Origin of the sequence: Prescottella subtropica (assembly GCF_005434945.1) — a bacterium.
GTDB lineage: Bacteria > Actinomycetota > Actinomycetes > Mycobacteriales > Mycobacteriaceae > Prescottella > Prescottella subtropica.
Genome location: NZ_SKCH01000007.1, coordinates 92,987 through 106,929, shown reverse-complemented (window position 1 = coordinate 106,929; position 13,943 = coordinate 92,987). Strand labels below are relative to the sequence as shown.

The window sequence follows — 13,943 nt, the reverse complement described above, 5'->3', positions numbered from 1 at the left end:
ACGGCAACGCCTGGTGGGTGGTCACAGAGTGCACGAGGGCGGCTCCCGGAGCATCGAATCCCGGCGGCGCCGGAAGTGGGTTCACCCCCAGGAGTCTACGGAGCCTTCCCCGGAACCTCGTCCCCGGTCAGCGCCGCCTGCACGCGGGCGGTGTCGGCCTCGCTCCAGCCCTGCGGCTGCAGGATCCGCGCCCACATGCCGGCCGCGTCCGCGCCGTACGCGTGCCCGTGCCCGGCCGGAACGTCCGCCGAGAACACCATGTCCAGGGTCACCTGCCAGAACGTCACCAGCGGCATCCACGTCATGTTGGGGTCGACGTCCCGGCCGCGCGGCTCGCTCAGCCAGTCCGGCTTGTTCAGCAGCAGCGACGACGACCACCACACGATCGGGTCGGACGCGTGCTGCCAGTACACGATCCGGCGCGGACCCCACTCGGCGGCGAGGTCGAGGTCCTCCGGGTCGGAGGCGAAGCGCACCGCGGCGCCGTCGCCCACGATCGGCAGGATCTCCGGGGTGCCCGGCTCCCGGTCCTCGGTGACCTCCTGCCACTGCGGGGTGAAGTTCGGGGTGCCGACCCACAGTCCGCCGTCGACGCGGGTCGCCATGTCCTGGTAGCCGGCGAACGCGTTCTGCCCGCCGTACGCGCCGAGACTCTCCCCGAACACCACCAGCTTCGGGCGGGTGTCGACGTCCATGTCGATCCAGCGGGCGAAGACCGCGTTGAACAGGGCCCGGCCGGCGACCTGCGGGGTCTCCCGGTCGGCGATGAACGCGAGCGGGCTCGGCAGGAACGAATACTGCATCGACGCGATCGCGGTGTCGCCGCCCTCGATGTACTCGAGCGACGACGCCACGTTCTGGTTCACCCAGCCGCGGCCGGTGGTCGTGTTGACGGCCAGCACCTTCCGCTCCCACGCCTTCGTGCGGTCGAGTTCGGCGACGACGAGGTTCGCGACCGACGCCACCGAGTCGGCGGATTCGCGGCCCGCGTACACCCGGATCGGTTCGAGGGCGGGCCGTCCGGTGACCGCGGTGATGTCGGCGGCGTCGGGGCCGCGGCCGACGAACGTGCGCCCCTCCTGCCCGAGGGTGTCCCACGCCTGCGCCGACGCGGGCGATCCGCTGCGTTCGGGGACGGTGGGCTGCTCGACGCCCTCCGCGGTGGCGGTGTCGGCCCCGGAGAAGCTCCAGTTCGCGAACGCGATCAGACCCCGGTACAGGGCGCCGTTGACGATCAGGACCGCGACGACGGCGGCGATCACCAGTCCGGCGACGTTCGCGGCGGGCCACGGCACCACCCGGCGCGCCAGATCGGATGCCTTACGGGTGCCCACCCGGATGCCGCGGGCCCCCTCGAGCAGCACGAACCACACCGCGAGCGCGATCAGTGCCACCAGCAGCGTGTTCGCCTCGTTGCTGCGTTCGACGCCGACGAGGTCGCGGACGTAGTTCTGCCACACCGCCCCGAGCACCAGGTACACCGGGATCAGGACGACGGCGGCGGCACCGAGCAGCCACCGGCCGATGCGGCGGGTCCGCGGCGACCAGTCCGGCCGTACCCCGCACCCGCGCACGATCCACGCCACCAGACAGCCGATGCCGTAGCCGAACGCCACCGACAGGCCGGTCGCGACACCCTGCAGGTACCAGGCGCGGGGCAGCAGCGACGGGCTGATCGACCACGTGAAGAAGACGAGCGCGAACGTCAACCCCACCGGGTGCAGGCGGCGACAGTATCGGCGCACGGGGGCGGTCGCTCGCGCGAAAGCGTTCATGAACCGGAACGATAAACGGCGAACCGGACGATCTCAGGAATGACTCGCCGCAACCATCTCCGGAATTCCCGCACCGAGCGGCACCGGCATGCACTCGGGTGGCGGCGCCGACGGATCCAGTACCGCCGTCGTCAAGGCGAGCGTGAACGGGTCGTACACCATCGCGAAGTGCCCGCCCAGGTTCTGCGGGCACAGATCCTGCACCACCAGATTCGTCGCACCGGCGTCACGCAGCGCGATGTTCGACGCCGGCTGGATCATCTCGTCGACGCGGGATCCGATGGTGGTGTAGTCGACGCCGGGCACTGTGTCGCCGCCCGCGTTGAGGTCCGCGAGCAACCGCGAGCCCTGCATCTGCTGGGCGATCGCCTCCGACGTCAGCCACGCCGCGATCCGCTCGGACCCCGGCAGCAATCGCAGCAGCGGCACCAACCCGTACATGGTGCCCCCGTAGGTGGGTGACGCGATGCCCACCCACCGGTCGACGACGTCGGCGCCGCCGAGTCGGTTGACGAAGTACCGGGCCACCGTCGCGCCCTGCGAGTACCCGACCAGATCCACGGCCGCGGCCCCCGTCGACTCACGGACCGCCCGCACCATGTCGGCGATCTCGTGGGCGCTACGGATCATGTCGCCGCGCGCGTACGTGCCGGGGGTGCCGTCGGCGCCGTAGTTCGGGGCGAACACACAGAAGCCGCGGGCGGTGAGCCTCGGGGCCAGCGCCGCCCAGTCGGTGTAGGCGTCCGAATCGCTGCCGTGCACGAGGACCACCGGGTTCGGATGCTCCGGTGCCGGCCGGCACCCGAAGTCGTTGACCCCGGCCGGCGCCGCATCCGGATGGGCCGTCGCATAGCGCAGCGCGTCGGCGTGGCCGGCCTGGACGGGTCCCGGAACCGACGGGACGACGTACGTCCCGGCTGCGGGCACTGCACTCGCCGCCCCACCGACGACCCCGAATCCGCACAGCAGGGCGGCAACGGTCCCGATCACTGCCGTCCGTGCCGTGCCCGTCACCCTCGCACCTCCCGCACCCGTTCCGGTCACGGTAGTCCGCTCCACGTATTTCCGGCGTGTCGACGCCCGGGAACTCCATCGATGCCGTATTCGTCGTATTTTCGAGACCAGTTCCATCGTCGACACAGAAAGAGGGCCATGAGACGCGCGCCGCGCCCACCTCGAAGACCCGTCCCTGCTCGTAACATCACCACCGCTGCTCCCACTCCGGAGGTGACCTCGTGCTGACCGTCCTCGGCATCGTCGCCGGTATCGCCGTCGTGCTGGCGATCACCGCGCTGACCGGCTACTTCGTCGCCCAGGAGTTCGCCTACATGGCGGTGAGCCGGTCCCGGCTCGAGGCCCGCGCCCAGTCCGGTGACAGCGCCGCTGCCCGCGCCCTGGCCGTCACCCGCCGGACGTCGTTCATGCTCTCCGGCGCTCAACTGGGTATCACCGTCACCGGCCTGCTCGTCGGCTACGTCGCCGAACCACTCATCGGCCGCGGGCTGAGCGAACTGCTCGGCGGGGTCGGTGTGCCCAGCGGCATCGGACTCGCCGTCGGCGCGATCCTCGCCATCCTGTTCTCCACCGTCGTGCAGATGGTGTTCGGCGAACTGTTCCCGAAGAACCTCGCCATCGCCCGCCCCGAGCCCGTCGCCCGCCGGCTCGCACTGTCCACGACGCTGTACCTGACACTGTTCGGCTGGCTGATCCGGCTGTTCGACCACTCGTCGAACCTGCTGCTGCGCGCCCTGAAGATCGAACCCGTCCACGACGTCGAACACTCGGCGACCCCCCGCGACCTCGAGCACATCGTCGCCGAATCGCGGGATGCGGGTGAGCTTCCGCGGGAGTTGTCGACACTCCTCGACCGGATCCTCGACTTCCCCACCCGCACCGCGGAGCACGCGATGATCCCGCGCGCCCACGTCGACGTGGTCCGCGGCGACGACCCGATCCGCGACGTGCTGTCCCGGATGGGCTCCGGCCACACCCGCTACCCCGTCGTCGGCGCCACCAGCGACGACCTGCGCGGCGTCGTCCACCTGCACGACCTCCTCGGCAGCGACCCCACCGGCACCGCCGCCGACCACGCCCGGCCGCCGGTGATCGTGCCCACCACGCTCCCGCTGCCGGACGTGCTCGACCGGATCACCGCGGCAAAGGACGAGATGGCGCTGGTCATCGACGAGTACGGCGGGTTCGCCGGCGTCGTCACCGTCGAGGACATGGCCGAGGAACTCGTCGGTGAGATCGCCGACGAACACGATCCCGACCACGACGCCACCGCCACGGTCGCCGTCGACGGCGGCTGGCTGATCCCCGGCAGCATGCACATCGACGAGGTCTCCCGGGTCCTCGACGAGGACCTCCCCGAGGACGACGACTACGAGACGTTCGCCGGTCTGGTGATCACCGAGTTCGGTGGGCTCCCCCAGGTCGGGGACACGGTCACCGTCCCGCTGCCCGTCGACCCGGCCGACCTGGTCGCCGACGAACCGGTGCCCGCCCGGGAACTGCACGTGGAGGTGCGGGCCGTCGCCAAGCATGTGCCGGCGCTGCTGTTCGTCACCGTCCACGCCCACCGAGAGGATGCCGTCGATGAGTAACCCGTGGATCGTCCTCGCCGTCACCGCCCTGCTCATCGCGGCGAGCGCCTTCTTCGTGGCGATCGAGTTCGCGCTCATCGCCGCCCGCCGGCACCGGCTCGAGGACGCCGCCGCGACCAGCCGGTCCGCCCGGGCCGCGCTGCGCAGCGCGTCCGAACTGTCGGTCCTGCTCGCCGGCTCCCAGCTCGGCATCACCGTGTGCACCCTCGCGCTCGGCGCGGTGACGAAACCGGCCGTGCACCACTGGCTCACCCCCGCCTTCGCGGACTGGGGTGCACCGCTGTGGCTGGCCGACGTCGCCGGTTTCGTGCTCGCCCTGATCATCGTGACGTTCCTGCACCTCGTGGTCGGTGAGATGGCACCCAAGTCGTGGGCCATCGCGCACCCGGAGAAGTCCGCGACCCTCCTCGCGATCCCGATGCGCGGATTCATGTGGCTCACCCGCCCGCTCATCGTCACCCTGAACCGGCTCGCGAACCGCTGCCTGGCCGCGGTCGGGGTACAGCCGGTCGACCAGGTCGCGTCCGGGCAGGACCCGCAGGCGCTGCGGCACCTCGTCGAGCACTCCGCGACCGCCGGCACCCTCGACCAGCGGTACCACGGGCATCTCACCAGCGCCCTCGAACTCGAGGCGCTCACCGTCGGCGACATCGCCCGCACCGACGGGAACCCGAGCAGCGTCGACGCCGACGCCGGCCCCGACACGATCCGGGCGGCCTCCGACCGGGCCGGGCACCTGCGGCTGCTGGTGCGCAGCGGCGACCGGGTCGACGGCGTCGTACACGTCCGGGACAGCCTCGGTGCCCCCGCCGGGACGCGGGCCCGCGACCTGATGCGGGACGTGCTCACCGTCGACGCCGCCACCCCCGTCTACGAAGCCCTCGCCACGATGCGCGGCACCCGCAGCCACATCGCCGTCGTCCGCGACGACGGCGGGCAACTGACCGGGCTGATCACCCTCGCCGACGTCCTGGCCCGACTGATGCGGACCGCACCACCCGCCGGATCGTGATCCAATAACCCCTGTGCGCCTTTTTGGTAGTAGCCACTACCAAAAAGGCGCACAGGGCGCGGAGCGCCTTCGACGAGGGGGTGGGCGGGTGAGCATCGTGGACAGCGCCGTGTACGTGGACGGGGTGCGGGTCGACACCCCGGCCACTCCCGAGGGCACGTTCGCGACGATGAACCGGCGCGACGGCATGGCCTGGATCGGGTTGTACCGTCCCGATACGGTCGAGATCGAGTCGCTGGCAGAGGAATTCGGGCTGCACCATCTGGCGGTCGAGGACACGATCGTCGCGCATCAGCGTCCGAAACTCGAACGGTACGACGACATCCTGTTCGTGGTGCTGCGGCCCGCCCGCTACCTCGACGCCGTCGAGAAGGTCGAGTTCGGTGAGGTGCACGTGTTCGTGGGCCCGGATTTCGTCGTCACCGTCCGGCATGCGGAATCCCCCGATCTCGCGCAGGTGCGTCGCCGGCTCGAGGGCAACCCGGACCTGCTGCGGCGGGGTCCCGAATCGGTGCTGTACGCGATCCTCGATCAGGTCGTCGACGAATACTTCCCGGTCACGGCGGGCCTCGAGAACGACATCGACGAGATCGAGAACCAGATGTTCACCGGCGATCCGGCGGTCGCCAAACGCATCTACGACCTGTCCGGGGAGGTCATCGACTTCCAGCGGGCGACGCATCCGCTGGTCGCGATGATCGAGGCCCTCGAACGGGGATCCGACAAGTACCACGTCGATCTCGAACTGCAACGCCACCTGCGCGACGCCCTCGATCACACGCTGCGGATCATCGAACGCGTCGACTCGTCGCGGGACCATCTGCAGACGGCACTGTCGGTGCACGCGACGCTGGTCGCGCAGCGGCAGAACGAGGAGATGCGCCGACTCACCCTCACCAGCCTCGACCAGAGCGAGGAGGTCAAGAAGATCTCGTCGTGGGCGGCGATCCTGTTCGCGCCCACCCTCGTCGGCGGCATCTACGGCATGAACTTCGACGCCATGCCGGAGTTGGCGTGGCAGTTCGGATATCCGGTCGCGATCGGGCTCATGATCGTCACGTCGGTGACCCTGTACATCGTCTTCAAACGCCAGCACTGGCTGTGACGGGTCGCCCCACCCGGCCCGATTGACAGTGCCGGGGGCCGCTGGCAACCTCGACGGATGTCCGACATCCGTTCCCGTGTGTCCACGTGGGCCGGCCGCCCCCTGTGGTCCCTGCACCTCGTGCTCGGGTTCACCACCCTGCTCACCATGTTCGGCCTGGCGATGGTGCTGTCGGCGTCGGCCGTCGAATCCTATGTCGGCGGCGGGTCCGCGTACACGTTCTTCGTCCAGCAGTTGACCGGGGTCGCACTCGGTCTGGTCGCGTTCTATCTGGCGGTGCGTCTACCGGTGCGGGCGTTGCGGATGCTGGCGTTCCCGGCGTATCTGGTGGCCGTGGTCCTGCTGGTGCTGGTCCTGATCCCGGGGGTCGGCACGTCCATCCAGGGGTCCCGCCGGTGGATCGACATCGCCGGGATCTCGTTCCAGCCGTCGGAGTTCGCGAAGGTCGCGCTCGTCCTGTGGGGTGCGCACATTCTCACGTTGCGGCCCGTCTCCGCCCGGTCCACCCGGAATCTGCTGCTGCCGTTGGCTCCCGGCGGCCTGCTCATGTGCGCGCTGGTGGTGCTGCAACCCAACCTGAGCACCGCGATCACGCTGGCGATCATCCTCATGGCGCTGCTGTGGTACGTCGGTTTCGACCTGCGGATCCTCGGCGGGTTCGTCGCCGCCGGAATCGCGGCAGCGGTGGTGCTCACGTTCACCGCCGGCTACCGGATGAACCGGGTGCGGGTGCTGTTCGATCCGGGCGACGACCCGCAGGGCCTGGGCTACCAGTCCCGGCAGGCGAAGTACGCGCTCGCGAGTGGCGGCTGGTTCGGGGAGGGCATCGGGCAGTCCACCGCCAAGTGGAGTTATCTGCCCAACGCGTACAACGATTTCATCTTCGCCGTCGTCGGCGACGAGCTCGGCATCGTCGGCGCGGTCACCGTGATCGCCCTGTTCGCGGCCGTCGTCCTGCTCGGTCTGCGGATCGCCCGCCGCTGCGCGGACCCGTTCCTCGGACTCGTCGCGGCGGTCGCCACCACCTGGATCGGTGCGCAGGCCTCCATCAACATCGGCTATGTCGTCGGTCTGCTGCCGGTGACCGGGCTGCAGCTGCCGCTGATCTCGTACGGCGGCACGTCGACCGCACTGATGCTGTTCGTGTTCGGTCTCCTCGCGAACGCCGCCCGGCACGACCCTCTCGCGATCGCGGCCTCCCGGAAGTCCGGGGGCGGACGCATCTCCCGGATGCTGCGTCTCCCCGTCCCGGAGATGCCGGTGGCCGGCCCACCGCGGGTCAGCCGATCCGCAACGGGTCGATCTGCACCCGCACAGGGCCCGGCGTCCGCTTCGCGCTCCGCACGGTCTGCGCATCCACGAGAGCCGTCGCCAGCACGCGACCGGCGCCGCGCGGGACGCGGATGAGCATGCGCTGCACCTCGTCCGGTTCCGGTTCGTCGCTCGCGAACGGCAGCCGCTCCCCCGGCGGCAACGGCACCGGGCCGAGCACCTCCGCACCGTCGGGCAGCACGGTGGCACCCAGCAGGTCGGTGATCGCGGCGGTAGTGCCGTCGACGGCAGCCAGGTGCACGGCGGGCGGGAAACCGACCTCGGCCCGGTCGGCGAGTTGCGCGCGGGCGTGCCACACCGGATCCCAGCGCACCAGCGCCTGCACCGTGGGGATCCCGGAGTCGGCGACCACCACCACCTGACCGCCGTCGGTGTGCGCCCGCACCAGCGTCGACGCCGTCATCCACCGTCGCAGGGTCTCCTCCGCGGCCCGCAGGTCGGCGCGCCCGAGCAGCGCCCACCCGTCGAGCAGCAACGCCGCCCCGTAGCCGCCGGGCATCACCGGTTCGGCGCCGACCGTGGCCACCACCAGTTTCGGGCCGGCCGCGATCTCGGCCTTCACGTCGGAGCCGCCGGAGGTGTGCACGGCGACACCGGTGAATGCGCGCCCCAACTCCTCGGCGGTGCGCCCGGCGCCGACGACGACGGCCCGCAGTGCCCGCGCCCCGCACGCCTGGCAGCGGTGGTTCGTGTCGGCGACACCGCACCATTTGCAGGTCGGGGACCCGGCGCCGTCCGGTCCGGCCGCGGACGGCAGCGCGAGCGGGCCGTTGCAGCGGCGGCAGCGGGCCGGGGTCCGGCATTTCGCGCACGCCAGCGACGGCACGTAGCCGCGACGCGGAACCTGCACCAGCACACCGGTTCCCGCGGCGAGGGCCTGCCGGGCAGCGGCGAACGCAATCGCGGGCAGCCGGGCCGCGCGGGCCCCGGGATCGCGGGCGAGGGCGTGGTCGCTGTCGGCGAGCGCGGTGATCTTCGGGGCGTGGGCGCGGACGACGTCGCGGGCCGCGACCAGGTCGTGCGCCCACCCGGATTCGACGAGGGCCTGCGCCTCCGCGGTCCGTGCGTGCCCGGCGACGACGACGGCGCACCCGGTGGAGTGGGCGCGCAGCAGCGCCACCTCGCGGGCGTGCGGGTACGGCGAGCGCGGTTCGGACAGGCTGGAGTCGCCGTCGTCCCACACCACGATCAGCCCGAGGTCGGGGGTCGGCGCGAACACCGACGCGCGGGTGCCGACGACGACGCGGGCGGTGCCGCGCAGCGCGGCGAGCCAGCGCCGGTACCGGGCGGACGGTCCCAGCCCGGCGGCCAGTCCCACGACGTGCGCTGCACCGAGCAGGTTCTCGCAGGCGGCAACCAGCCGGTCCAGGTCCCGCTGGTCGGGGACGACCAGCACGACACCGCGACCCGCGGACGCCACCGTCCCGGCGAGTTCCGCGAGCCGCGCACACCAGTCCTCGCCGGGCAGCGCCTGCCACATCGCGCGCGGACCGCGGCCGCCGCCCAGCGCCTCGACGAAGTTGGTGCCGTGCACGTACGACGCCCACGCGGCCGCGTCCACCGTCGGGGTGGCGGGCGGTGGAACCGGTTCGGAGGCCTGCGCCTCGGTCTTGGCGTGCCGCGGCGGGATCGCCAGCCGCAGCACGTCCGCGCGGGTGCCCGCGTACCGGGCGGCGACGGCGTCGACCAGTCGGTGCACCTCACCGGTGAGGACCGGTTCGGCCGAGACGACCCGGTCGAGCCACGCCAGCCGTCCCCCGTGGTCGCTGGTGTCGCGACGCTCGAGGAGGAACCCGTCGACGAGCCGACCGGAGAACCGCACCCGCACCCGCACCCCCGGTCGGGCCTGCTCGTCCAGGTCCGCCGGGATCAGATAGTCGAATTCGCGGTCGAGGTGCGCAACCGGAAGCAGCGGCAGCACGCGCGCCACGGGCGCATGTGCTGCCGCTGCCTTCTCGCCGGCGGTCAGAGACCTGCAGCCGCGCGGAGCTTCTCCGCGCGGTCGGTGCGCTCCCAGGGCAGGTCCACGTCGGTGCGACCGAAGTGGCCGTATGCGGCGGTGGCCGCGTAGATCGGGTGCAGCAGGTCCAGGTCGCGGATGATCGCGCCCGGACGCAGGTCGAAGACCTCGCTGATCGCGCGCTGGATCGTGGCGACGTCGACCTTCTCGGTACCGAACGCCTCGACGAACAACCCGACCGGTGCCGCCTTACCGATCGCGTACGCGACCTGCACCTCGATGCGGTCCGCCAGACCGGCCGCGACGGCGTTCTTGGCGACCCAGCGCATCGCGTAGGCCGCGCTGCGGTCCACCTTCGACGGATCCTTGCCGGAGAACGCGCCGCCACCGTGGCGGGCCATACCGCCGTACGTGTCGACGATGATCTTGCGGCCGGTCAGGCCGGCGTCGCCCATCGGACCACCGAGGACGAACTTTCCGGTCGGGTTGACCAGCAGGCGCACGTCGGAGGTGTCGAGTTCGATGTCGAGCCCGGCGAGCACGTGCCCGAGCACCTTCTCCCGCAGATCCGGGGTCAGCAGGTTGTCGAGATCGATGTCCGCGGCGTGCTGCGTGGAGATGACGACCGTGTCGAGGCGGACCGGGCGGTCACCGTCGTACTCGATGGTGACCTGGGTCTTGCCGTCCGGACGCAGGTACGGCAGCACCCCGGTCTTGCGGACCTCGGTGAGCCGGCGCGACAGCCGGTGCGCGAGCGCGATCGGCAGCGGCATCAGCTCGGGGGTGTCGGTGCACGCGTACCCGAACATCAGGCCCTGGTCGCCGGCACCCTGACGGTCGAGCTCGTCGTCGGTGACACCGTCGACCCGCGCCTCGTGCGAGTGGTCGACACCCTGCGCGATCTCCGGCGACTGCGCACCGATCGCGATGTTGACGCCGCACGAGTTGCCGTCGAAACCCTTGGCCGACGAGTCGTAGCCGATCTCGAGGACCTTGTCGCGGACGATCTTCGGGATGTCGACGTACGCGGACGTCGTCACCTCACCGGCGACGTGCACCTGACCGGTGGTCACGAGCGTCTCGACCGCCACGCGGCTGTGCGGATCCGCCTCGAGCATCGCGTCGAGGATGGAGTCGCTGATGGCATCACAGATCTTGTCCGGGTGCCCCTCGGTCACGGACTCACTGGTGAATAGCCGCTTGCCGGACGTGCTCACAGATCTCCCTCTCGACACTGACGCCATTTCGTTTCTACTTCTATTCAATACCGCAGTCGACGCTCGTGCCAGGAACACATCCCACGACGTGACATCGCTGCGCGGGTACTACACCGGTGACGACGTCGCACGCAGTTCCGCGACCGCGTCGAGGACCCGGCTGGCCATCAACGACTTCGAGCCGTGCTCGATCGCCGTCTCGCTGCCGTCCGCGGCGAGCAGCCAGCCGTCGTTGTGGTCCACCTCGAACGCCTTGCCGTCCCCGACCGCGTTGACCACGAGCAGATCGCAGCCCTTGCGTGCCAGTTTCGTGCGGGCATGGTCGAGGACACTGCCCGACGCGTCCCCCGTCTCGGCCGCGAATCCGACGATCGTGGTTCCGGGTGCGAGAGTGCCGTCCCGACGAGACTGCACGAGATCGGCCAGAATGTCATCGTTTTTGATCAACGGAATCGAGTCCGGTTCGCCGGACCCCTTCTTGATCTTGTCGGCGGCGACCGTCGCGGGCCGGAAATCGGCGACGGCAGCCGACATGATCACCGCGTCGGCGTCGCCGGCGTGCTTCATGACGGCCTCGTGCATCTGCTGCGCGGTACGCACGTGTACGACGTCCACGGCCGCCGGATCAGCCAACTCGGCGGTGGCACCGGCGATCAGGGTGACATCGGCGCCGCGCTGCGCGGCCAGCCGGGCGATCGCATAGCCCTGTTTGCCGGAGCTGCGGTTACCGAGGTAACGGACCGGGTCGAGGGGCTCGCGGGTGCCGCCCGCCGACACGACGACACGCTGCCCGACGAGGTCGCGCGGCAGTGCCGATGCACGTTCGAGCAGCAGGGCCGCCAGACCGAAGATCTCGTCCGGTTCGGGCAGCCGACCCGCACCGGTGTCCTTGCCGGTCAGCCGGCCGGACGCGGGTTCGATCACGATGTTGCCGCGGGCGCGCAGCGTCGCGACGTTCGACACCGTCGCGGGATGCTCCCACATCTCGGTGTGCATCGCGGGCGCGAAGACGACCGGACAGCGGGCCGTGAGCAGCGTCGCGGTGAGCAGATCGTCGGCCCGCCCGGCCACCGCACGCGCCATGAGGTCGGCGGTGGCGGGGGCGATGACGACGAGGTCCGCCTCCTGTCCGAGGCGCACGTGGGCGACCTCCGGCACGTCCGCGAATACCCCGGTCTGCACCGGGTTGCCGGACAGCGCCTCGAACGTGGCGCGGCCGACGAACTGCAGTGCCGACTCGGTGGGAATCACCCGTACCCGGTGGCCACCCTCGGTGAAGCTACGGATCAGTGCGCAACTCTTGTAGGCGGCGATTCCGCCACCCACCCCGACGACGATCCGCTTGGGCACCCGATCGGACACGGGCGTTCCTCCGCTCACTCGCCTTCGGTGTGCTCGAGCAGATCGGCGTGGATCTCACGCAGCGCGATCGACAGCGGCTTCTCCTGCAGACCCGGCTCGACGAGCGGGCCCACGTACTCGAGGATGCCGTCACCGAGCTGGTTGTAGTAGTCGTTGATCTGCCGGGCACGCTTGGCCGAGTAGATCACCAGCGCGTACTTCGACGAGGCCCGCTCGAGCAGCTCGTCGATCGGCGGGTTGGTGATGCCGAGCGGGGTGTCGTAGGCGGGCAGGGCGCCACGGACGTCGGATGCAACTGTTTCGGTGCTGCTCACTCGGTTACTCCTGAACTGGGCTCGAAAGCGCCACATTGAATGCCGAAATAGGAGACGACGCCGCTCAGGGCTGCCGTCCGACCAACAAGGATACCAACTCGTCGCAGGCCCGGCCGACATCCTCGTTCACGATGACGGTGTCGAACTCGTCCTGCGCCGCGAGTTCCACCTTCGCGGTCTGCAACCGCCGCTCGACCACGTCGGCCGGCTCGGTTCCCCGGCCGGTCAACCGGGACACCAGCACCTCCCAGCTGGGGGGCGCCATGAACGTCAGCACCGCCTCGGGCATCGCGGCCCGCACGGACCGGGCGCCGACGAGGTCGACCTCGAGCAGGACCGGCCGGCCCTCGGCGAGGGCGCGGCGCACCGGCTCGGCCGGCGTGCCGGACCGCTGCAGTCCGCCGTGGATGTCCGCCCACTCGAGCAGGTCACCGGCGTCGATCATGCGGTCGAACTCGGGGCGCGTCACGAAGTGGTAGTCCTGGCCGTCCACCTCGCCCGGTCGCGGGTCGCGGGTGGTGGCCGAGACGCTGAAGACGACCTCGGGCATGCGCTCGCGCAGCAACCGGACGACGCTGGACTTGCCGACGGCCGAGGGGCCGGCCAGGACTACCAGCCGACCCCTCCGCACTGCGTCGCCACTCACGGTCGTTCCCGGAGCGGCCGCACCGCCTGACACCTGTTGTGCGTCAGCAGTCACGTACTGCTCAGGCCTCGAAATCGAAGCGGGCGAGCAGAGCCTTGCGCTGCCGATCGCCGAGGCCACGCAGGCGACGGGTCGGAGCGATCTCCAGCTCGGTCATGATCTCCTGCGCCTTGACCTTGCCGACCTTCGGCAGGGCCTCGAGCAGAGCCGACACCTTCATCTTGCCGAGGATCTCGTTCTCTTCGGCGTCCTTGAGGACCTGCTTGAGGTCGGTGCCGCCGCGCTTGAGGCGTTCCTTGAGCTCAGCCCGGGCCTTGCGGGCGGCAGCCGCCTTCTCCAGAGCAGCAGCGCGCTGCTCGTCGGTCAACTGGGGAAGGGCCACGGTTCCTCCGTCTCGTCGTGTGCAATTCCAACACCACCGGGGTCACCCCGGGGTGTCACATCCCCCGGATAACCAGGGGCGATAGCGACCGTACTCACGCGGGGCGACGATTGCTAACCCACCCCCCGACGCAGACGCCGGATTCGGGTGGGTTATGCGGACGTTCGCAGGTGCGTTCGAATCCGGTCACCGCGTCGCCCACCGGCATCCCGGCAGGGGTGGACCGGCCCGC

General features: G+C 70.6%; 11 protein-coding genes and 1 pseudogene. 4 read left to right on the top strand and 8 right to left on the bottom strand.

The genetic code is table 11. The features are described 5' to 3' along the window. Positions 1 to 95: 95 nt before the first annotated feature. Together E0497_RS09325 and E0497_RS09320 are read right to left on the bottom strand one after the other, a co-directional pair. Entirely contained in the window at positions 96 to 1,775 is a 1,680-nt protein-coding gene (locus E0497_RS09325) for an alpha/beta hydrolase (RefSeq protein WP_137724507.1), read from the bottom strand. Positions 1,776 to 1,808: 33 nt separating this feature from the next. Next, positions 1,809 to 2,789, bottom strand: coding sequence for an esterase/lipase family protein (locus E0497_RS09320; RefSeq protein WP_421958326.1), 981 nt, complete (start codon positions 2,787 to 2,789; stop codon positions 1,809 to 1,811). A gap of 221 nt (positions 2,790 to 3,010) precedes the next feature. On the opposite strand from E0497_RS09320, the gene E0497_RS09315 reads away from it, so the two are divergent. From E0497_RS09315 to ftsW, 4 genes and pseudogenes are all read left to right on the top strand, one after another. After that, positions 3,011 to 4,381 (top strand): hemolysin family protein, encoded by a 1,371-nt coding sequence (locus E0497_RS09315; protein WP_137724505.1) that lies wholly within the window; start codon positions 3,011 to 3,013, stop codon positions 4,379 to 4,381. Continuing rightward, the gene (locus E0497_RS09310; RefSeq protein ID WP_137724504.1) at positions 4,374 to 5,393 is read left to right on the top strand and encodes a hemolysin family protein; all 1,020 of its coding nucleotides are present in this window, start codon (positions 4,374 to 4,376) and stop codon (positions 5,391 to 5,393) included. Before E0497_RS09315 ends, E0497_RS09310 begins: the two co-directional genes overlap by 8 nt. A gap of 88 nt (positions 5,394 to 5,481) precedes the next feature. Further along, positions 5,482 to 6,498 carry a magnesium/cobalt transporter CorA gene (gene corA, locus E0497_RS09305; protein WP_137724503.1) on the top strand — a complete coding sequence of 339 codons (1,017 nt, stop codon included), beginning with the start codon at positions 5,482 to 5,484 and terminating at the stop codon, positions 6,496 to 6,498. A gap of 57 nt (positions 6,499 to 6,555) precedes the next feature. Beyond that, a pseudogene (gene ftsW, locus E0497_RS09300) lies at positions 6,556 to 7,614 on the top strand (putative lipid II flippase FtsW); the annotation flags it as partial. Positions 7,615 to 7,777: 163 nt separating this feature from the next. Here ftsW and E0497_RS09295 read toward each other — a convergent pair. From E0497_RS09295 to mihF, 6 genes are all read right to left on the bottom strand, one after another. Beyond that, positions 7,778 to 9,799 (bottom strand): primosomal protein N', encoded by a 2,022-nt coding sequence (locus E0497_RS09295; RefSeq protein ID WP_194150310.1) that lies wholly within the window; start codon positions 9,797 to 9,799, stop codon positions 7,778 to 7,780. Beyond that, on the bottom strand, positions 9,796 to 11,007 hold the full coding sequence (gene metK / locus E0497_RS09290; protein ID WP_137724500.1) for a methionine adenosyltransferase: 1,212 nt from the start codon (positions 11,005 to 11,007) through the stop codon (positions 9,796 to 9,798). Before metK ends, E0497_RS09295 begins: the two co-directional genes overlap by 4 nt. 108 nt (positions 11,008 to 11,115) lie before the next feature. Continuing rightward, the gene (coaBC, locus tag E0497_RS09285) at positions 11,116 to 12,369 is read right to left on the bottom strand and encodes a bifunctional phosphopantothenoylcysteine decarboxylase/phosphopantothenate--cysteine ligase CoaBC (protein ID WP_241665812.1); all 1,254 of its coding nucleotides are present in this window, start codon (positions 12,367 to 12,369) and stop codon (positions 11,116 to 11,118) included. A 14-nt stretch (positions 12,370 to 12,383) separates the two neighbouring features. After that, positions 12,384 to 12,719 carry a DNA-directed RNA polymerase subunit omega gene (gene rpoZ, locus E0497_RS09280; RefSeq protein WP_421958325.1) on the bottom strand — a complete coding sequence of 112 codons (336 nt, stop codon included), beginning with the start codon at positions 12,717 to 12,719 and terminating at the stop codon, positions 12,384 to 12,386. Positions 12,720 to 12,747: 28 nt separating this feature from the next. Next, the gene (gmk, locus tag E0497_RS09275) at positions 12,748 to 13,329 is read right to left on the bottom strand and encodes a guanylate kinase (protein WP_137724497.1); all 582 of its coding nucleotides are present in this window, start codon (positions 13,327 to 13,329) and stop codon (positions 12,748 to 12,750) included. A gap of 61 nt (positions 13,330 to 13,390) precedes the next feature. After that, entirely contained in the window at positions 13,391 to 13,711 is a 321-nt protein-coding gene (mihF, locus tag E0497_RS09270; RefSeq protein WP_137724496.1) for an integration host factor, actinobacterial type, read from the bottom strand. Positions 13,712 to 13,943 lie beyond the last annotated feature (232 nt).

Excerpts from the sequence above, each read along its gene's own strand:
- E0497_RS09325 (WP_137724507.1), bottom strand. The coding sequence starts at position 1,775 with ATGAACGCTTTCGCGCGAGCGACCGCCCCCGTGCGCCGATACTGTCGC.
- rpoZ (WP_421958325.1), bottom strand. The coding sequence starts at position 12,719 with ATGTGGCGCTTTCGAGCCCAGTTCAGGAGTAACCGAGTGAGCAGCACC.
- E0497_RS09310 (WP_137724504.1), top strand. The coding sequence starts at position 4,374 with ATGAGTAACCCGTGGATCGTCCTCGCCGTCACCGCCCTGCTCATCGCG.